Genomic DNA, 19984 nt, shown 5'->3' with positions numbered 1-19984 from the left:
TCCTTCATCTTGCAGCTTGAAACGTTCCGATGGGTTGTTCTCCTCTTTTCCTTAAAAAACAACCCCTTCTGATATTTATCCCTGTATATCATTAATAACAAACATATGCTATAGAAATTGACCTCACGAAAAAAGCAACTATCGGTACACGAAATGATCATAACGATCGATGGACCATCCGGGGCCGGAAAAAGCACCGTCAGCAGAGCCCTGGCGAAAATCCTTTCCTATCCTTACCTCGACACGGGCGCCCTTTACCGCGCCATTGCGTACAAAATAAAGAAAGATAAATCGGCCGTTGAAGATGCTTCGTATTTGAGCCGCCTTGCCGAATCCTTGAACCTGAAGCTCGAGAGGGAGGGCAGTACACCCAGAGTCATTCTGGATGACATCGACATAACCGATCTTCTGCGCACGGAAGAAATTGGCCTGTTGGCATCGAGGATTTCCGCGCTGCCGATCATCAGGGAGGTGCTGCTGCCCATTCAGCGCAATTTCGGAAGCTTGGGGAGCATCATTGCCGAGGGCAGGGACATGGGCTCGGTGGTTTTTTCCCATGCCGACTTCAAGTTTTTTCTCACGGCGAGTCTTTCTGAGCGGGTTAGAAGACGCTGCAAAGAACTTCGGGGGGCGGGGCTTATACCGGATCCGGAAACCGTCAAAAAGGGAATGATCCTCAGGGACAGGCAGGACTCGGAGCGTGCCGTCGCGCCCCTCAGAGTGCCGGCAGATGCAAGGGTTTTCGATTCCACGGATTTGACGGTTGATGAGGTCGTGACAGCGATGAGGATGGCTCTAAAGGATCCGCCTTCCCGATGAGACGGGAGGCTCCTGCCCATTTTGTTCAAGGAAGCCTTCACGTAGCGAGGCGATTCGCCCGATGATCGCATCTGTCCGCAGAAAGCAAACACACTCAGACTAGGCGAATAAATCTTGATGTTTTTAGGTTTGTGTGTTACTTTTTTAAAATTATTTAATGGTTTTTATAAAACACAAGGGGGATAGTTAAATGGTTAACGATGACAACTTAATTTCAGATCAGATGGAAGAAAAAGGAGACGCCGCAGGAAATCAGCAGAATCAAAGCAATGAAGACATGATGGGCTTCAAGGAATTATATGAGCAAAGCCTTCAAAGTGTTCACCTGGGGGAACTTGTAACAGGTAAAATTGTTCAGATCAACTCTGATGTGGTCATGGTAGATGTCGGCTGGAAAACGGAAGGATATATCCTGGCGAGGGAACTCAAGGATGAAGAAGGCAACATCACGGTGGACGTTGGAGATGAAATCGAAGTGATGGTCGAGAGAAGGGATCAGGAAGGGAATCTCGTTCTCTCCAGAGATAAAGCCGCGAAAATGAAGGTATGGGACGACGTAAAGAGTGCCTGTGAAAATCATCTTCCAGTCAAGGGAATGGTCGTCGAGAGGGTAAAGGGCGGATTGTCCGTGGATATCGGCATTACCGCATTTCTTCCCGGCTCCCAGGTAGATATTCGTCCGGTGAGGGATCTCGACAAATTTGTAGGCCAGACGTTCATGTTCGATGTCCTTAAATACGACCGCAAAAGGAACAATGTCGTCCTGTCACGGCGATCGATCCTGGAACAGGAGAGAGAGGAAGAAAAGAAGGAGACCCTGGCAAACATTCATGAAGGGGCCATCGTTGAGGGCGTCATCAAGAACATTACGGATTATGGTTTATTCATTGATCTGGGGGGAATTGACGGACTTCTTCATGTAACGGATATTTCCTGGGGCAGAATCACCAAGCCTTCCGAAAGCTTCTCGAAAGGGGACACGATTACCGTCAAGGTTCTTTCCTTCGACCGTGAAAAAGAGCGGGTGTCGCTCGGTCTGAAGCAATTGACTGAAAATCCGTGGGAAAATATCTCGGATAAGTATCCCATAGGGGGAATTGTTGAGGGCAAGGTGGTCAACCTTACGGATTATGGCGCCTTTGTGGAACTGGATCCCGGAGTAGAGGGATTGATCCATGTGTCAGAAATGTTCTGGACCCGGGAAATCAAGCACCCCTCGAAGGTATTGACGCAGGGACAGACTTTGAAAGCCATGATTCTCGATGTTAACAAAGACAACAAGCGAATCTCCCTGGGACTGAAACAGACGACGGACAATCCGTGGGAAACGCTGAAACAGAAATATCCTGAAGGGACGATCGTCAAGGGGGTCATTCGAAATGTCACAAACTTCGGCATATTCGTCGGTGTGGAGGATGGAATTGATGGCCTCGTGCATGTATCCGACATCTCCTGGAAGCAGCGGGTCAAACATCCCTCTGAAATCTATAAGAAGGGTCAGGAGATAGAAGCCGTCGTCCTGAATATTGACGTGGAAAATGAGAAGTTTTCCCTGGGCATTAAGCAGATTGAAAAGAACCCCTGGGAAGAATTCTGCGATAAGTATTCGGCGGGGTCCATTGTATCCGGAAAGATCACCAATTTAACGGAATTTGGCGTATTTGTTGAGGTTGAGGAAGGCATTGAGGGGCTGGTACATATATCGGAGTTGAGTCACAAACGGGTCAAATCCGCATCAGAAATCTTTTCCGTGGGAGAGTCGATTTCTGCTGTTGTAAAAAGCGTGGATGTAAAAGGGAGAAAAATAAGGTTGAGCATCAAGGATACGGAGGCAAGTTCTGAAGGGAGTCACTCTGTAAGCCAGTACCTCAACAATCGGGAGAACATCGGGTCAAATCTCGGCAAGGCCCTGGTGGATGCTGACGTAAAACTGATCGACCCAACCAAGTAATTTGAGTCCAGACTCATGAAACGACATCCGGTGATTTGGGGAATCCTTCTCTTGTTCCTTCTCCTGTTTGCCTTTTATTTCCTGGTCCAGGGAATTGCGTCCATCACCGGTAAACGGACCGCCTTTTCCGGCGCCAATAAGATTGGCATTGTCGACATAGAGGGAATCATCAAGGATTCAGGTGAGGTGGTTGATCATCTTAACGAATTCGCTAAAGATGATACCGTCAAAGGGGTGATTCTCCGGATCAATTCCCCGGGAGGTGGTGTTGCCCCCTCCCAGGAAATCTACGACGCAGTCATGGAGCTCAGAAAGAGAAAAAGAGTTCTCGCTTCCATGAGTTCCGTGGCCGCATCCGGTGGATACCTGGTAGCCTGTGCGGGAGAGAAGATCATAGCCAATTCAGGCACATTGACGGGAAGCATCTCGGCGGTCATGTATTTCACGAATACGGAAGAATTGATGAAAAAGGTAGGCGTCAAGGCTTCCGTCATCAAAAGCGGGAAGTATAAAGACATCGGATCGCCGATACGGGAAATGACCGAAGAGGAAAAGGTCCTTCTTCAGGGGCTGGTGGATGACATCTACAGCCAGTTCCTCGATGTCGTCGTCCGTCACCGCAACATTACTTCAGAGACCCTCAAGGATATCGCAGACGGCCGGATATTTACAGGCAGGCAGGCTCAGAAGCTGGGGCTGGTGGACTATCTCGGTGACAAGCAGTACGCTGTGTCCATGCTTGCGAAACTGGTTGGAATTGAGGGGGAACCCGTTGTTGTCTACCCGCGCAAAAAGTATGAATCCATGCTGGACTATGTGTTGCAGCAGACATCGTCCTCCCTGTCCGCCGTGCTTTCGACAAAACAGCGCTTTTCTTACGGGATCCATTATCTTATGGATGATTATGAAGTGAGGATGATGGCACCCGGAAACGAGGTGCGGTGATCTTCTCATTGTAAGACACCGGGATAAGGCCTGAGAGGCGCTGCCCGTTGTGCAGCCAGCCCGATTGAATCCGGGGGAACTGAAGCTGGAATACCATCGCCACAGCTATGATTCTCAACTTCAAAAAGAGCCCGGATCATAGAGACAATTTTAAATCAATGTTTGAAAAAAAAGGGGGGAATGTAAATTCCCCCTTTTCCATCGAGTATCTAGATGACATCCCATTCATTGCTTGGAAGGGCGAAATCCTTTAATTGATCCCTTCTCTTTTTATGCTGCAATTTTTTTAATGCCTTTGCTTCAATCTGCCTGATTCTTTCCCGAGTGACTCCCATCATATCCCCGACTTCCTCCAGGGTGAACGGTCCATAATTGCAGGCTACCCAAGTGCAATTCAGAAAGGACTCGTTTTTTAGATACCATTCGCAAGACGTGTCTTCACAAATGGCTTGGATCACCCTTCCTTTCTTTTTGCACTTATATTTGTTAATCAACGAGATCATCTCCTTTTGTTTTTAGAAGAATAGTAATCATCAGAATCTGACGTGTCAACAGGGCCTGTTCCTTAATTTGCAGAAATTCTGTCTTTGGACGGCATCAGCGGAAGATGAAGATTTTAACCGTTATTCAGACAACCGCTCTCTGTTGACAACCCGGCAATGCCGATATGTCTTTTGGAAAAAATGCGAACGAAATCAACCTCTAAATAAAACCATCGTTTCACCATCAAACAAAGTTGAGTCATTATACTAGAATTAACAATAAATCAAGATTTTTAGACGACAGAAACAGCAACCCCTTACGTTTCGCAATGTTCCCCAAGGCCTCAACTCAAAATGTGGCTTCTTTGGGGAAAATTGTCTTGACTTTCATCTTAAAATAATTAATAGTCCGCCAATTCAAGAGACATATTAGACGTTTATTTATAATCATCCTTCTTATACATGAAATACGCGTCAATATAAGATTTCAGGCAGGGATCACATAAGGGAGGTATTATGAACAAGTCCGAACTCATAGAGGCTTTAAGTAAAAGGGAAGGTTTAACTGAAAAAAAAGCCATTGAGGTGATTAATCTGCTTTTTAAGGGTTTTACCGAGGAATTGCAAAATGGGGGGAGAATAGAAATCAGGGGGTTTGGCAGTTTTGTTGTGCGAAACTACAATGCCTATACGGGCAGAAACCCAAAAACAGGGAAAAACATTAAAGTGTCTCCGAAAAGATTGCCGTTTTTCAAGGTAGGCAAAGAGCTGAAAGAGCGGGTTGACGGCAAAGGAGGGGACAAGGACCCCGACAGGGGTTGATCGTACAGCGAGATTCCGAAGATTTCCAGAGTGCCTCATTGATATGGAACAGGAGACTGAAAAAGCCTCCTGTTTTTTTTTCAGAAAGGAAGGTCAATCGTCCGTTGACCGTACAGTCTCTTTACGACACCCCGTTATGGAGTGCGGCGTGTGCAAAGCGATCGGATATTTCGGGGAGACTGATTTCAGACGAACATTAAGACGGCATGATCCCCTCTTCACGGAAACTGAAAAAACGGTTCTCGCCGATAATCAGGTGGTCGTGCACCAGGATATCCAGCAGCTTTGCCGTATCGGAAATCGTTTTCGTCAGGCGGATATCCGCATCCGATGGTTTGACATATCCGGACGGATGGTTATGAACAAGGATAATGGCCGATGACTTGTGAAAAAGCGCCCTTTCCAGGACTTGACGGGGGTAGACGACGGCCTGGTTCACAATGCCTTTCTGCAGAGTTTCGAAAGCAATGGCCCGGTTTTGCGTGTCGAGATACAGAACACAGAAGTTTTCATCTTTCAGTCCTCCCAGCGCGGTTTTGCAGAAATCGAGCAATTCGCCCGTACAGGTGATCTGGGGCTTTTCCTTAACCCTTTCCTGAAGGTAAAGAGTTCCAATTTCCTTGACCAGCTTGATCAGGCCGGCAGCATGGTGGCTGATGCCACTGGTCTGTGTAAGCTCACTCACGTCGGCATCCATAATGCCCCGGAGCGAGCCAAGGCGTTCAAGGAGATCTTTGGCTGGAATCTTGAGGTCTTTTCTCGGAATTGCATAGGAGAGAAGAAGCTCCACGGCTTCGTAATCGTGAAAGGCCTGAAGTCCGCATTCAAAGAATTTCTTTTTCAGGCGCTCCCGGTGTCCGATGTAGTGTGGCGCTGAAGTGGGTGATGCTTTCATGTTTTTTAAGCGGCTGGGAAATTCCTGCTCAAAGGCTGTTTCGCTAAAAAAAGCCTCTCCGCCGGACGGATGACCTTTCCGGCGTAGAGGCTCGCTTTAAGAATTACCCGAGAAGTGAGTTGACGAAATTCCAGTTGATCAGCTTGTCTACGAAGGTGTTCAGATAATCGGCCCGCCGGTTCTGATAATCCAGGTAGTAGGCATGCTCCCAAACGTCAACAGTCAAGAGGGGCTTCTGTCCATGGACGAGAGGATTGTCTGCGTTAGCGGTTTTCACGATTTTAAGCTGATCCTTTTCCAGGACAAGCCAGGCCCAGCCGCTTCCGAACTGGGTCAGACCGGCATTTTTGAATTCCTCTGCAAATTTTTCAAAGCTTCCCCAGGTTGACTGGATTTTTGAGGCAATGGCACCTGTCGCGGGTCCTCCACCATTGGGCATCATGCACTGCCAGTAGAAGCTGTGATTCCAGACTTGCGCCACGTTGTTGAAAATACCTGTTTTGGCGGCATCGCCGGCCGTTTTCACGATGATCGTTTCAAGGCTTTCGTTGACGAGGTCCGTGTCTGCAAGAAGCTTGTTGGCATTGTCTACGTAGGCCTTATGATGCTTACCGTGGTGAAAATCAAGGGTGCCGGCACTGAGGTTTGGTGCCAGTGCTTCCTTGGAATAGGGAAGATCCGGTAGCGATATGGTCATATCATTTCTCCTTTCATTGTGTTGTTAATCCTGGAAACAAGGGCCATTTCGAGGTGGAGGGCTTCATGACACGTCTTGCAGGCTCGCTGCATTGTTTCTCTTCGGGAAGAAGGCGATTCAAGAGGCTGCGAGTTCCAAAATCTTCATCACCAGCTTTTCAATGCCCTTTGCGACATCCTTGATGCCTGGCCCAAGCATGTAGGCCGGTGTTGTAACCAGTTTGTTGCGTAGATCAACGAAGATCTCATCGACTGCGGCGGCGGAGTGCTTTCCCCCCATGGCTTCGATGGCAGATACCGTATCGGAATCATTACCGATGGTGACCTCCGGGTTTCTTCCGTTGAGCGCCCTGGTCAGCGTCACAGGCGCAATGCAGATGGCGCCTATCGGTTTGCCGGCCTGGGCCATTTCGTTCAGGATCCTTTTCACATCAGGATGAACTTCGGCCTCGGTCCCCTTCACGGCGTAATTGCTTAGATTTTTTGCCGCACCGTACCCACCGGGAAGAATAAGGCCATCCAGGTCATCCACTTTGATATTCCGGATATTTTGTATGGTGCCGCGGGCAATTCTCGCCGATTCGACCAAAACGTTTCGTTTCCCGTCCATCGGCAGACCTGTTGAATGATTTATGACATCGAACTGATCCACATCAGGTGCCATGCATACGATTTCCGCCCCTTCCCGGTCCAGGAACAGCATGGTAAGAACCGCTTCATGGATCTCAGACCCATCGTAGACACCACACCCTGAAAGCAAAACGCCAATTTTAGACATCTATCGATTCCTTTCCGGCTGTAACGTGAGATGCAGCATTCTGGAACGCACTGACAAGAGAACATGACTTAACACCTATTAATTTAAACAAAAGGATGCGGTGTGTCAATTCAAATTACATGAAGCTCATGGGGTCTACATCCAACTTGATATCCAGCGTCTTCGTCTGACCGGAAAGGATCAGGTGGCGGGCCAGGGAATGAAGGGCATGGATGTTGTCGCTCTTGAGGAGAATCTGCCAGCGGTGACGGTTTTTGATCCGCGCAATGGGCGCTTCCGCGGGACCGATCACTTCAACAACGGGGGCGCCCCCGGAGGGATTCCGGCTCCAGGTCCTGGCCCTGCGGCCAAGTTCGTCCACCTCCTGACGCCCCCGGTCCTGGTTCAGGCTGGAGAGCTGAAGGTTGATCATGCGGGAGAAGGGTGGGTAGTTCAGGGATTTTCGTATCCGGAGCTCCTCTTCGATAAAACCGGAATAATCATGATCCTTCGCTCTCAGAATCGCGTAGTGGTCGGGATTGAATGTCTGGATGATGACCTGAGCTTTTTCCGGCCCCCGGCCACCTCTTCCTGAAACCTGGGCAAGGAGCTGAAAGGTTCGTTCCGCAGCCCGGAAGTCAGGGAGATTCAGGGACGTATCGGCTGAAATGACGCCCACCAGCGTCACATTGGAAAAATCGTGGCCTTTGGTAATCATCTGCGTTCCAATAAGCAGGTCAATTTCATGCCGGTCAAAGTCTCTGAGAATCCGGGCATGGGCTCCTCTGGCGGTTGTTGTGTCACGGTCCATCCTGGAGGTCCGTATCTGGGGAAAGGTCATTTTGATCTCGTCTTCAAGGCGTTCGGTCCCGGCTCCGAAAAACTGGATGTCCCGTCCGTGGCACGTCGGGCAAAAAGAAGGCGTTGATACGGAATAATCGCAGTAGTGGCAGCGTAGCTGGTTTGCCTTGGCGTGAAGCGTAAGGGATACGGAGCAGTTTGGGCAGGATAGGGCATTGCCGCATTCCGGACAGAACAGAAAGGTGTGAAACCCTCTCCGGTTCAGGAACAGGATCGCCTGTCTTCTTTCAGAAAACGTTCGATGCAGGGCCGATTGAAGGGCGTCGGAAAGGACTTGAAATTGTCCATTTCCATCCCGCTGAACCTTCATATCCACAACCTCCACCTCTGGAAGCGGACGGTTTTCGACCCGGCGGGGCAGGGAAAGGGAGGTGTACTTTCCCCGGCGGACCGAATAAACGCTGCGGATGTCCGGAGTCGCCGAACCCAGGACAACGACGGCGGAACTCATCTTGGCGCGAACCACGGCAAGATCCCGAGCGGAATAACGCATCCTGACATCCTGCTTATAGGAAGAGTCATGCTCCTCATCAACGATGATCAGCCTCAAATCGGGTACGGGAGCAAAGACGGCCGAACGGGCGCCGATGACCAGCCGGATTTCCCCCTTCTGGATCCGGCGCCAGTTGTCGTAGCGGACTCCTCTTCCGATATCGCTGTGAAGAACGGCAATTTCCTCCCCTTGAAAGCGCTGCTGGACACGATGCAGCAGTTGAGGAGTAAGGCCTATTTCCGGTACGAGATAGAGCGCTCCACCACCGGTGGCCAACACATGATCCATCGCCGAGAAATAGACCTCCGTCTTTCCGCTTCCCGTTACCCCATGAAGAAGACAGGAGAGGAATTTCTTCCTGGTCAGCCCGGCTTTTAACGCGTTGACGGCGGCCACCTGGTCGTCATTGAGCTGAATCTGCCGATCGGGTCTCATCTCCCGGGGCTCCGTCGATGAACGGTAAACTTCCCGGTGGGAAAGGGCAACGACGCCCTTTTTGAGAAGCTGGCGAACGACAGGGGAATGGGAACCGAAGCAGGCCCGCAGTTCATCGACGCCGGCGGCCCCCTTACGCTCAAGGTAGGCGACGATCTCCTTTTGACGTTCTGAGAGGCGCGCATTGGAGGGTCTGCCGACAGCGAGGGAAACAAGCTGTTCCGTTTTTTTACGAACATCGGGCGATTTCAGGCATTCCAGGGTCGTCACCAGATTTGCTGAAACCAGTGCGGACAGATCTTTCCGGATCGGCCCATTGGCCAGGAGGGATTGCAGGCGGCTTAAGGACATTCCTTTCGGCAACGCCTTCAGCCGCTCCAAAATATTCTTCTGCCTTTCCGGAAGAGAATTTAGCGGAGTGGCCGAAACATCCAGCGCCACGTATCTCCTGTCAGACGTCAGATTGATGCCCCCGGGAAGAATCTCGTGAAGGGCTTTACCCAGGGGGTAATGATAATAGGAGGCAGCCCAGGAATAAAAGGCCAGATCGTCGGAAGAGAACAGGGGATCCGTATCCAGAATTTCCAGGATGTCGCGGACATTGTCGACATCCGGCCCGTCTAGAACTCCCACGATATATCCGGTAAGCCTGCGCGAGCCGAAGGGAACCAGCGCCCGCTTCCCCACGTCTGCACATCCACGGAGAGGATCCGGCACGGAATAGGTGAACGGAGAGTCCGCCGGGATGTTGATCGCAATTTTTACATACATGAGCAGGGGGAATGTACGAGGATTCCGGCGTTGAAACATGCTGCCGGGTTCAAAACGCTCTTGATGGGGGTCCTGGCCGGTTCATCGACGGGATTTGTCATCGCCTGTTTTTCAGGGCGGCGCCTTTGTGTTTCGATGTCACCATCGAATCGGAAATTGGATGTGATGGGAACTAGTTATAAAAAGGGAGTTAAATTCGGCACAAAGGCAGCCTGAAAGATAGGGTTGACAAAAGGGATGATGACACCTGCCGGACTATTCTCCCTTCAGCTTTTCGAGCTTTTCCTGCCGGGTCTTACAGTCGATGCAAAGAGTCGTTACCGGTCTGGCTATGAGGCGTTTTTCGGAGATCGGTCCGCCGCAGACCTCGCAGACACCGAATTCGCCTTCATCAATGCGCTTTATGGCCTCTTGCATTTTGGCAATGAGCCGTCTCTCGCGATCGCGCATCCTGAGCTCAAAATTTCTGTCGGATTCCAGAGAGGCCCTGTCTGTCGGATCCGGATAATTTTCCTTGCTGTCCGTCATATCCGCGACGGTCTTTTCGGCATCCTCAAGCAGTTCATTAATCTTCTGGGTCAGCAGCATTCGAAAAAACTGAAGTTTTTCAGATGATAAACTCATTTCACTTACCTTAAACTCATATCAGTATGGTGATGATGGAGACGTCAAATTACCGGAAACGCAGTTTGTACACAAATCACGGAAATTTGTAAAGCGAAATTATAGCTTATCTCGGTAAACCGCTAAAATCTTATCCACAATGTTCGTGGTGGAAGCGCCCGGAATTTCCGGGATGATCGACACGGTTCCACCCCAGCTCAGGACCTCCCTGCGGCCCACGACCTGATCTTCCGGCCAGTCTCCGCCCTTGATCAGCACATCCGGTTTCAGATAGAGGATGAGGTTCAGGGGGGTTGATTCGTCGAAAAGAGTGACATAATCCACAAATTCAAGGCAGGAAAGAAGCTCCGCCCGCTCATCCTGTGGAATCAGCGGCCTTTTTTCCCCCTTGATCCGACGGACGGAGGCATCGCTGTTCAAGGCCAGAATGAGGACATCGCCCTTTTCGCGTGCCTGCCGGAGATATCGGGTATGCCCGACATGAAGGATATCAAAGCAGCCGTTGGTAAAGGCGATTTTCTTCCCCTGACGGCGCAGTTCATCAACGTTGTCTTTCAGGTTTTTCCAGTCGAGTATCTTGTCCACTTCAAAAAGCTCTCCTCATAAAGAATCGTGTTCATCTCACATCCCACTTCCGTCCAAGGGAAGGATCCCTGCGGATTAATTCTCCAGCGGGAATCGGAAGGGGGTCGATCACCGGCAAAATTCCTTGAACCCGGTTCGGCAGCCCCGGGAGACCTCATGCCCTGGCAACGGTCGCCACTGCCACCGACTGTGCTCCGCCTTCGATAAGAACACGGGCGCATTCTGTAACGGTGCTCCCCGTTGTGTAGACGTCGTCGATCAGAAGAATCTTCGAGTTCTCTATCTCCTTGCCGCGGACGCACACAAAAGCCTCCCGGACATTTTCCTCCCGTTGTTTTCTTCCCAGGCCGATCTGAGGGTCGGTATGGCGGCGTCTGCGCAGGGACTGGAAATCAAGGGTCAGAGTAAAATCCCGGGCGATCGCCCTGGCCAGGATAAGAGACTGGTTGAAACCCCTCTTTCTGAGGCGCTTCACATGGAGCGGCACCGGAATGACCCGGTCGTAATCATGGACTGGAAAATGCTCTCCGACACAGGAGGAAAGGATCTTCCCGAGGGCGATTCCGGCAGGGATTTCCCCCCGGTATTTCAAGGCATGAACGGCTTCCAGAAGGACGGATTCGTATCGCCCGATGGAACGGCAGATCTGGAAGGGGGGAGGCGATTCGGTACATCGAGGGCATGTGATCGCGCTGTTCTCGCCGGAAGGCAGAGGGGCACCGCATATCTGGCACATGGGAGGCGAGAGAAAGGAAATCCGGCTCCAGCATTCCTGGCAGAAGCCGCCGCTCTCACCGGAAATCAGAAGATCGTTACATGAAAGACAACGGGGGGGATAAAAAAGATCGACAAGGCCCCTGAAGAACGAATTCAAGATGCGATCCCGTTGCTCAAGCTATTCAATTCCGTGGCTTCACCGGGAACATCCATTCTCGGCGCATCGGCCCAGAGGCGTTCCAGGTCGTAAAATTCCCTCAGCGGCTGGTAGAATACATGCACAATGACATCGGTATAATCGAGGAGAATCCACTTGCCGGCTTGTTCCCCTTCCACTCCCAGGGGGAGAATTCCGGACTTTTTCATCCGCTCCTGCACCGCGTCGGCAATTGCCTGCACCTGACGGTCGGAGGCGCCGTCACAGATGATGAAATAATCCGCAAAGGCCGATATGTCCTTGACGTTTAGAATCACGAGCCTCCCGGCTTTACGTTCCAGGATGGCGTTGGCGATGATCAGAACCTTTGAGCTTGAATCCGGCTCGCTGTTTTTCGTTTCGGTGATAATGGAAGAATGCCCCCCTTAGTGAACGGAAAAATCCCGTAATATGCGCAAAATTAACAAAGCCAGGGGGAACTGTCAATTGGAAAGTGGCTCGAATATGTCGTTGTGATAACGGGTGTGTTGTGATAATGGGACCCTCTATGGGTGACATTCTAGATTACTTGCAGGTGCACATCCCTTTTGGCATGCTTCATGGTGATTTTCTCGATCGGATCGTCGAGGAAAAGATCTCTCCCGAGATCGGATTCAACTGTGCCGTTCTGGATACAACAAAGAGGGACCGCTTTCAGGAGGTGGCTGAACGCCTCGGGTATGCCGGTTTGAAGGTCACGTTTCATGCTCCGTTCATGGATTTGAGGCCCGGCGCCATTGATCCCCGGATCCGTGAGGTATCCCGGGACCGCCTCTTGCAAGTCTTCGATCTGGTTCCACTATTTCGTCCTCTCCGTGTTGTCTGCCATCCCTCCTTTGACTCCCGCTATTATCTCTCAACGGAAGGGCAGTGGCTGGAGAACAGCCTGGCGCTGTGGCAGTCATTTGCCGCTCTGGCCGAGGAGTTGAATACGATGATCGTACTGGAAAATGTCTACGAGGAGACACCGCGCCAGCTCCTTACTCTCCTTAGAGGACTGAATTCCCGAACGGTCGGATTCTGCTTCGATACGGGGCATTACAATGTCTTTTCAGGCTGCCCCCTTGAAGTCTGGCTGAAGGAACTGGGAGGATATCTGGCAGAGGTTCATCTTCATGACAATGACGGGTGCAGGGATCTGCATCTTCCCGTGGGGGAGGGGACGTTTCCCTTTGAGCCGCTGTTCTGCTTCCTTCGGGAATGCATCCAGAAACCCATCCTGACGCTCGAAGCGCATTCGGAGCCGCATTTTTTAAAAACGGTAGAAACGCTGCAGAAAAACCGTCTTTTTGGACTGGCTTGACATCCCCGGCATTTCAGAAGAAAAGGGCCGCCGTGGCGGATGGCGTCGAAGCCCCGAGCATTTGAGGACCGATCCGGCCGATAGGCATTGCAGGCAGCCGGGAAAAGCGAATCAGGGTTATTTCACCAAGGGAGAGGAAATCCGTGCTTCGATATATTTTGAAACGCCTGCTCTTCATGATTCCTCTGCTTATCGGGATTTCGATCATCTGTTTTTTCGTGATGCACCTGGCACCCGGCCTGCCCACCGATCTGGAAACCCAGATGAACCCCAGAGCCTCCGCAGAAGCAAGGGAAAGGCTGAAGGCCCTCTACGACCTGGACAAGCCCCTTCATCAGCAATATCTGATCTGGGCGAAAAAGCTCCTCGTCTTCGACCTGGGGACTTCGTTTTCCGCCGATCACCGTCCCGTGGCGGAAAAGATCATGGAACGGCTGCCGATTACCATTACGCTTAATGTCCTGTCCCTGCTTCTGATTTTTGTCATAGCCATCCCGCTCGGCGTGCTTTCCGCAGTCCACCAGGATACGTTGTTCGACCGGATCACCAGCATTTTCGTCTTCGTTGGATTTGCCACACCAACCTTCTGGCTTGCCCTCCTTCTCATGATTTTTTTCGGCATACAACTCGGCTGGCTTCCCGTTTCCGGCATCCGCTCCTTGAACTACGAATACCTTCCGCCGGGTGCGGCGCTCCTGGATTTCGGGAAGCACCTGATTCTTCCGGTCTTTCTTTCCGCCTTCGGCGGCCTTGCCGGTTTGTCCCGGTATATGAGGGCCAACATGCTGGAGGTGATCCGTCAGGATTACATCATGACGGCACGGGCGAAAGGGTTAAGCGAGCGGGCGGTCATCTACAGGCATGCCCTCCGCAACGCCCTTCTACCGGTCATCACGATCCTGGGCCTGTCCGTACCAGGCCTGATCGGCGGCAGTGTAATTTTTGAGACGATTTTCGCCATCCCGGGCATGGGCCAGCTTTTTTACATGTCCGTCATGGCTCGGGATTATCCGACGGTGATGGGGATTCTCTTTAGCGGGGCCATTCTGACGCTGATCGGCAACCTGCTGGCCGACGTCTGTTACGCCCTGGCTGATCCCCGGATTCGCGTGTCCTGAAAGGAATGTTATTCGAATGGGCAAGGATTTCTGGCGCCGATTTCGCAAAAACCGCCTGGCTCTTGCAGGGAGCGTTCTGGTGCTGTTTCTCTTTTTTGTTTCGCTCCTTGCGCCATGGCTGGCACCGTACGACCCCAATGCGATCGACTTGAAGAATATCCTGGCGCCGCCCTCCGCCGAGCACTGGTTCGGTACGGATCAGCTGGGCAGGGATGTGTGCAGCCGGATGATCTGGGGGGCGGGAATCTCCCTTAAGGTCGGCTTTGTGGCCACAGGCATCGCCATTCTGATCGGAACGATCCTGGGGGCTGTTTCCGGTTACTACGGTGGCTGGGTCGACTCTGTCATCATGCGGTTTGTGGACATCATGCTCTGTTTTCCCACGTTTTTCCTGATTCTTGCCGTTATCGCCCTACTTGAGCCCTCCATCTGGAACATCATGATCATCATCGGAATTACCGGCTGGATGGGGATTACACGCCTGGTCCGGGCGGATTTCATTTCGCTGAAAGAGCGCGACTTCATCCTGGCGGCACGGGCCATCGGGGCAAGCGATATGCGGATCATCTTCGGCCACATGCTTCCCAACGCCATGGCCTCCATTCTCGTGACGGCCACCCTTGGCGTTGCCGGGGCGATTCTGACGGAATCGGCCCTGAGCTTCCTGGGCATCGGAGTGCAACCGCCCACTCCAAGCTGGGGAAACATTTTAACCGCCGGAAAGGACAACATCGACATTGCCTGGTGGCTTTCCCTCTATCCCGGCCTGGCCATCCTCCTCACGGTGCTGGGCTACAATCTCCTGGGAGAGGGCATCCGCGATTCCCTCGATCCCCGGCTGCGCCGGCGTTGACACAGGCGGGGCCATCTTCCTGCTCCGGATCGAAGCGCGAAGCGGCCGGGCTCCCAATCGCAGAAGCGACAGGCCGGCGATTGCCGAGAAACAGCGGGCAGCGGCGTCCTGGTACTCCGCCTTGCTTCAGACCCCCGATGCGCTGAAGGTGGCATTGATCAGCACCTGGGCCTCTTCCCTGATCTGCTCAAGGTGCTCTCTGCCCTTGAAGCTTTCCAGGTAGATCTTGTAAATGTCTTCCGTACCTGAAGGTCTGGCGGCAAACCAGCCGTTTTCTGTCACCACTTTTAGACCGTCAATGGGGGCGCCATTTCCGGGAGCCTCCGTCAGGGTGGCAATGATGGGTTCTCCCGCCAGTTGGGAAGCGGACACCCGGGAGGGGGAAAGCTTCTTGAGAACAGCCTTCCGGGCGGGCGACGCGGCGACGTCCATGCGGTCGTAGAGGGAGATGCCAAAACGCCCGGTCAGTTCGGCATAGATTTCACCAGGATCGCGTTGCGTTCGAGCGAGGATTTCCGCCGCCAGAAGATCCATGATAAATCCGTCCTTATCCGTTGTCCAAACCGTGCCGTCCTTTCGAAGGAAGGTCGCACCGGCGCTTTCCTCTCCTCCAAAGCCGAATTCGCCGGAAAGCAATCCGGGAACGAACCATTTGAATCCCACGGGAACTTCAGACAGCCTGCGCTTGAGAGACGCGGCGATCCGGTCGATCATTCCGCTGGACACAAGGGTTTTGCCGATGGCGACCTTGCGGTCCCATTGCGGACGGTTCGAAAAGAGGTACCAGATGGCCACGGAAAGAAAGGCATTTGGATTCAGGAGGCCGGCGCTGCGGGTGACGATCCCGTGGCGGTCGAAATCCGGATCGTTTCCGAAGGCGATGTCGAAGCGGTCCTTCAGTTCGATCAGCCTGGCCATGGCATAGGGAGAGGAGCAATCCATCCGGATCTTGCCGTCCTTGTCCAGGGTCATAAAGGAAAAGGTGGGGTCCACGCGCGGATTGACCACCTCGATATCGAGACGATAGCGATCGGCGATGCGAGCCCAGAAGGACACCCCGGAGCCGCCCATGGGATCCGACCCGATCCTGAGGCCGGCGGCCGCGATAGCGTCCATGTCGAGGACATTGTTCAGGTCGTCGACGTAGGGCTGGATGTAATCATGTTGACGAACCGTTTCGCTCTTCAGGGCCTTGTTCAGGGAAATTCGTCGGATGGACCTGAGGCCGTCGCTCAGAAGGCCATTGGCCCGCTTTTCGATATCCGCGGTGACAGTCGTGTCGGCAGGCCCGCCATGCGGCGGATTGTATTTGATGCCCCCGTCGACAGGGGGATTATGGGAGGGCGTAATGACGATGCCGTCGGCAACATCCGAAGTGCGGCCCCTGTTCCAGGTCAGAATGGCATGGGAAATGACGGGAGTCGGCGTATAGCCACCATCCGCCTGGATACACACCAGGACCCCGTTGGCGGACAGGACTTCCAGGGCCGTGGCGAAGGCCGGCTCTGACAGGGCGTGTGTATCCATGCCGAGATAAAGCGGGCCGGTCAGCCCGATTTCCTTCCGGTAATCACAGATGGCCTGGCAAACGGCCAGGATATGATCCTCGTTAAAGCTCCCGTTTCGAGGCGTCCCGCGGTGGCCGGACGTTCCGAAAGCGACCCTCTGTTCCGCCTGGGACACATCGGGATGGTTTGTATAATACAAGGATACGAGCTTGGGAATATTGGCCAGCAGTGAAGGTGGGACCGGCTTTCCGGCCAAGGGATGAAGAGACATAAGGCACCTCCTGAGTAGTCGTTCTTTTTAAAACATATTAACTCACTTGACAGGGAGTCGCCAGATAAATTAGAGAGACTGCGACGTATTATGGAACGTTAGAGGAATAAGTTGCGGAAATGTAAAAAATATTATAGAAAACAGCCGAAAATACGGGCTCAGGATGGCTGATGACGGAGGTTTTGTACATGGAAAAAAGGTTGGAAGGCGTTCGGGGAGAGATTGACCGGAGAATTCTGGACAAAATGCTGATGCACAGGGATATTTCTCCCGAGGAACTCAGGGCATACACGGATTCTCTTCCCGATGTATCGGATAACATGGAAGAGATCATCGTGGAGATTACAGAGGAGTCGGAAAACGAGCGACATGATGATTGACTCTCATGCTCACCTTGAGATGAAGGACTTTGATGACGACCGGAAGGACGTCATCGCCCGGGCGAAGGAAGCCGGGGTTGCCGCCATTGTCACCATTGGAACGGATCTTGACGACGCTTGCAAAGCGGTGGAAATCGCCTCGCAGTACGAGTGCGTCTACGCAGCGGTGGGAATTCATCCCCATGAAGTCAAGAGGATTGACCCGAAGACGTATGACCGCATGCTCGATTTGGCGGCGAGACCCAAGGTCGTCGCCTACGGCGAAATCGGATTGGATTTTTTCAAGAATCGTTCTCCGAGAGAGGTGCAGATCCGTCGGTTCGGGGAGCAGCTGGAACTGGCGGAAGACTTGAACCTTCCCGTTGTGATTCACGATCGGGAGGCCCATCGGGAAACGATGGAGCTCCTGTCCGCGTGGAAGGGCTCCGGGAGAGGCGTCATCCACTGCTTTTCCGGCGACTATGCCATGGCCCGGAAATGCCTGGATCTGGGTTTTTATATCTCCATTCCGGGAACGGTCACCTTTCCCAAATCAGACACCCTGCGCGATGTCGTCCGCCGTGTCCCCGCCGAATCGCTTCTGGTTGAAACGGACGCCCCGTTTCTGACGCCGGAACCCCATCGGGGAAAACGAAATGAATCCGCCTTTGTGAAATACACGGCGATGAGGGTGGCGGAGCTCAAGAACATGCCCTTTGAGGCGCTGGCACAGATGACGGCGCAAAACGCCTGCAGGATTTTCAAGATCGATCTTGAATCGACAACGGGAAGGGACAGGAACGTAGAGTCTTCGAAAAAGTGACGTGTCTTACCCGCACGAAGAGGAAACATGAAAAAGAGAGCCGCGGTGATTTGTGGCGGTCAGATTCGCGATTATTCCTGGTTCCGGGAGAGGATTTCCGATCTGGATCCATGCAGGATCATCTGTGCCGACGTGGGGGCCGCACACTGCCTGAGGATCGACGTGGATCCGGAAGTGGTGATCGGCGACATGGATTCCCTTGATCCAGAGACGGCGGAGGATCTTGTCCGGCGGGGAACGAGAATATCCGGTTATCCCCCGGAAAAGGATGAGACAGACACACAGCTTGCGCTGCAGTACGCCCTGTCCCTGGAACCCGAGGAGATCCGGATTTTCGGCGCAATGGGTGGCCGGATCGATCACACCCTGGCCAACCTGTCCATTCTTAAAATCGCCCTGGATCAGGGGGTCCCCACACGGCTTGTTGACGAATGGTGCGAGATTCTCATGATTCGCGATTCCTGCGTCCTGGAAGGAGAAGCAGGCCAGACCGTGTCCCTTTTTCCTTTTTCTTCGGCGGTGACGGGGATCACCCTGAGAGGCTTTGCCTACCCCCTGGAAAACAACGCCATGGAAATCGGCCGTCCCTACGGGATCAGCAATGTTCTGACAGACCAGCGGGGATTCATTTCACTGGCCGATGGAATTCTTCTTGTCATCCATTATTACCGCAAGGGGCATTTCCCGGAAGGAGCCTGAGAAGACGATGGAAAGAAAACCGGCCCGCGTCCTTACCATCGCAGGATCGGACTCCGGCGGAGGGGCGGGCATTCAGGCGGACCTGAAGACCATTACCGTACTGGGCGGTTTCGGGATGAGTGTCATCACGGCCTTGACGGCACAGAACACCCTGGGCGTTCAGGGCATCTTCGAAGTGCCGATCCCCTTCATCGAACAGCAGTTTGATTCCGTTGCAACCGACATCGGCGTTGATGCCGCCAAGACAGGCATGCTGGTCAACTCCGCCGTCATTCGCGCCGTTGCAGCGAAAATCCGCCGATACGGAATTGAACGGCTGGTCGTCGATCCGGTCATGGTGGCCAAGGGCGGAGTGCGGCTTATCAGGGATGAAGCCCTGGACAGCCTGGTTTCGGAACTTATTCCCCTCGCGCTCGTCGTGACGCCCAACGTGCCGGAAGCTGAGGTTCTCGCCGGCATGGCCATCGGCTCCGTCGAGGACATGAAGAAAGCAGCCCGGAACATCCGGGAACTGGGTGTTCCCAACGTGATCGTCAAGGGAGGCCATCTGACTGGCCCGGCCACTGATATTCTTTTTGACGGCAGCAGGTTCTACGAATTCACGTCCGAGCGCATAGCCACAACGGACTGCCACGGGACTGGCTGCACATATTCCGCTGCCATTGCCACCGCCCTTGCGCGGGGAACATCACTGCTCGAATCGATCCGGGAAGCGAAGGCCTATATCTCCAAGGTGATCCGCTTTGCCTGGCATATCGGGCAGGGACACGGACCCACGAATCATGCCGCCCCCTTTTTGATGCCCTCGACCCGCTTCTTCCATTTATCGATCAAAGATGATATTCCGTGAGGAACGGCGGGCGCGGCAACGGTCGTTGGGGAAGCCATGACGTTTGTAATCGATGGCAGCGACGGAATACATTCGTGCAGACCGGGCATAGGAGAGATTCGATTCCGTGCTGGAAATCGATGATGCGTTTTTTTAAGGAGGAAAGAAGGAA

General features: G+C 52.9%; 19 protein-coding genes and 2 pseudogenes. 11 read left to right on the top strand and 10 right to left on the bottom strand.

What is annotated here, in order from left to right; translation table 11 throughout:
- The first annotated feature begins 153 nt into the window (after window positions 1-153).
- The 3 genes from cmk to sppA all read left to right on the top strand — a co-directional run bounded on the left by cmk (window position 154) and on the right by sppA (window position 3715).
- Window positions 154-819: a (d)CMP kinase gene (gene cmk / locus AB3175_RS01995; RefSeq protein WP_367359258.1), complete on the top strand. Its 666-nt coding sequence runs from the start codon at window positions 154-156 to the stop codon at window positions 817-819.
- A 190-nt stretch (window positions 820-1009) separates the two neighbouring features.
- Window positions 1010-2770: a 30S ribosomal protein S1 gene (locus AB3175_RS01990; protein WP_367359257.1), complete on the top strand. Its 1761-nt coding sequence runs from the start codon at window positions 1010-1012 to the stop codon at window positions 2768-2770.
- Window positions 2771-2785: 15 nt separating this feature from the next.
- Window positions 2786-3715: a signal peptide peptidase SppA gene (gene sppA / locus AB3175_RS01985; RefSeq protein ID WP_367359256.1), complete on the top strand. Its 930-nt coding sequence runs from the start codon at window positions 2786-2788 to the stop codon at window positions 3713-3715.
- A 209-nt stretch (window positions 3716-3924) separates the two neighbouring features.
- Here sppA and AB3175_RS01980 read toward each other — a convergent pair.
- Window positions 3925-4074, bottom strand: a pseudogene (locus AB3175_RS01980) (sigma factor-like helix-turn-helix DNA-binding protein); the annotation flags it as partial.
- Window positions 4075-4713: 639 nt separating this feature from the next.
- Here AB3175_RS01980 and AB3175_RS01975 point away from each other — a divergent pair.
- The gene (locus AB3175_RS01975; protein ID WP_367359255.1) at window positions 4714-5019 is read left to right on the top strand and encodes an HU family DNA-binding protein; all 306 of its coding nucleotides are present in this window, start codon (window positions 4714-4716) and stop codon (window positions 5017-5019) included.
- 196 nt (window positions 5020-5215) lie between these two features.
- On the opposite strand, the gene radC is transcribed toward AB3175_RS01975, so the two are convergent.
- From radC to rsfS, 8 genes and pseudogenes are all read right to left on the bottom strand, one after another.
- Window positions 5216-5914 (bottom strand): DNA repair protein RadC, encoded by a 699-nt coding sequence (gene radC, locus AB3175_RS01970; RefSeq protein WP_367359254.1) that lies wholly within the window; start codon window positions 5912-5914, stop codon window positions 5216-5218.
- Window positions 5915-6017: 103 nt separating this feature from the next.
- Window positions 6018-6611 (bottom strand): superoxide dismutase, encoded by a 594-nt coding sequence (locus AB3175_RS01965; RefSeq protein WP_367359253.1) that lies wholly within the window; start codon window positions 6609-6611, stop codon window positions 6018-6020.
- Window positions 6612-6728: 117 nt separating this feature from the next.
- Window positions 6729-7388: an isoprenoid biosynthesis glyoxalase ElbB gene (gene elbB / locus AB3175_RS01960; RefSeq protein WP_367359252.1), complete on the bottom strand. Its 660-nt coding sequence runs from the start codon at window positions 7386-7388 to the stop codon at window positions 6729-6731.
- 115 nt (window positions 7389-7503) lie between these two features.
- Window positions 7504-9927 (bottom strand): primosomal protein N', encoded by a 2424-nt coding sequence (gene priA / locus AB3175_RS01955; protein ID WP_367359251.1) that lies wholly within the window; start codon window positions 9925-9927, stop codon window positions 7504-7506.
- Window positions 9928-10182: 255 nt separating this feature from the next.
- Window positions 10183-10551, bottom strand: coding sequence for an RNA polymerase-binding protein DksA (dksA, locus tag AB3175_RS01950; protein ID WP_367359250.1), 369 nt, complete (start codon window positions 10549-10551; stop codon window positions 10183-10185).
- A 99-nt stretch (window positions 10552-10650) separates the two neighbouring features.
- Window positions 10651-11097, bottom strand: a pseudogene (rfaE2, locus tag AB3175_RS01945) (D-glycero-beta-D-manno-heptose 1-phosphate adenylyltransferase); the annotation flags it as partial.
- 193 nt (window positions 11098-11290) lie between these two features.
- On the bottom strand, window positions 11291-12010 hold the full coding sequence (locus AB3175_RS01940) for a ComF family protein (protein WP_367359249.1): 720 nt from the start codon (window positions 12008-12010) through the stop codon (window positions 11291-11293).
- Window positions 12007-12366, bottom strand: coding sequence for a ribosome silencing factor (rsfS, locus tag AB3175_RS01935; RefSeq protein ID WP_367359452.1), 360 nt, complete (start codon window positions 12364-12366; stop codon window positions 12007-12009). The genes AB3175_RS01940 and rsfS overlap by 4 nt, the downstream gene beginning before the upstream one ends.
- Before the next feature lie 191 nt (window positions 12367-12557).
- Here rsfS and AB3175_RS01930 point away from each other — a divergent pair, with 191 nt between their 5' ends.
- The 3 genes from AB3175_RS01930 (at window position 12558) to opp4C (ending at window position 15323) form a co-directional block, all read left to right on the top strand.
- Window positions 12558-13352, top strand: a complete 795-nt coding sequence (locus tag AB3175_RS01930) for a sugar phosphate isomerase/epimerase family protein (protein WP_367359248.1) — start codon at window positions 12558-12560, stop codon at window positions 13350-13352.
- Window positions 13353-13495: 143 nt separating this feature from the next.
- Window positions 13496-14470 carry an ABC transporter permease gene (locus AB3175_RS01925; RefSeq protein ID WP_367359247.1) on the top strand — a complete coding sequence of 325 codons (975 nt, stop codon included), beginning with the start codon at window positions 13496-13498 and terminating at the stop codon, window positions 14468-14470.
- A gap of 16 nt (window positions 14471-14486) precedes the next feature.
- Window positions 14487-15323: an oligopeptide ABC transporter permease gene (gene opp4C / locus AB3175_RS01920; RefSeq protein ID WP_367359246.1), complete on the top strand. Its 837-nt coding sequence runs from the start codon at window positions 14487-14489 to the stop codon at window positions 15321-15323.
- Window positions 15324-15449: 126 nt separating this feature from the next.
- On the opposite strand, the gene pgm is transcribed toward opp4C, so the two are convergent.
- Window positions 15450-17102 carry a phosphoglucomutase (alpha-D-glucose-1,6-bisphosphate-dependent) gene (gene pgm, locus AB3175_RS01915; protein WP_367359245.1) on the bottom strand — a complete coding sequence of 551 codons (1653 nt, stop codon included), beginning with the start codon at window positions 17100-17102 and terminating at the stop codon, window positions 15450-15452.
- 188 nt (window positions 17103-17290) lie between these two features.
- Between pgm and AB3175_RS01910 the strand changes: the two genes are divergently transcribed.
- Genes AB3175_RS01910 through thiD form a run of 4 tightly spaced genes read left to right on the top strand, consistent with a single transcriptional unit; the run spans window position 17291 to window position 19833 of the window.
- The gene (locus AB3175_RS01910; RefSeq protein WP_367359244.1) at window positions 17291-17482 is read left to right on the top strand and encodes a hypothetical protein; all 192 of its coding nucleotides are present in this window, start codon (window positions 17291-17293) and stop codon (window positions 17480-17482) included.
- Window positions 17472-18284, top strand: coding sequence for a TatD family hydrolase (locus AB3175_RS01905; RefSeq protein WP_367359243.1), 813 nt, complete (start codon window positions 17472-17474; stop codon window positions 18282-18284). The genes AB3175_RS01910 and AB3175_RS01905 overlap by 11 nt, the downstream gene beginning before the upstream one ends.
- 27 nt (window positions 18285-18311) lie before the next feature.
- A complete protein-coding gene (locus AB3175_RS01900; RefSeq protein ID WP_367359242.1) occupies window positions 18312-18983 on the top strand; it encodes a thiamine diphosphokinase in 672 nt (223 codons plus the stop codon).
- Between the two features lie 7 nt (window positions 18984-18990).
- Window positions 18991-19833: a bifunctional hydroxymethylpyrimidine kinase/phosphomethylpyrimidine kinase gene (gene thiD, locus AB3175_RS01895; protein ID WP_367359241.1), complete on the top strand. Its 843-nt coding sequence runs from the start codon at window positions 18991-18993 to the stop codon at window positions 19831-19833.
- Window positions 19834-19984: the final 151 nt, after the last annotated feature.

The sequence above is a fragment of the Syntrophus sp. (in: bacteria) genome, from assembly GCF_040768185.1.
GTDB lineage: Bacteria > Desulfobacterota > Syntrophia > Syntrophales > Syntrophaceae > Syntrophus > Syntrophus buswellii.
The sequence above is the reverse complement of the archived record's forward strand: the minus strand, read 5'-3'. Positions and strand labels throughout refer to the sequence as shown.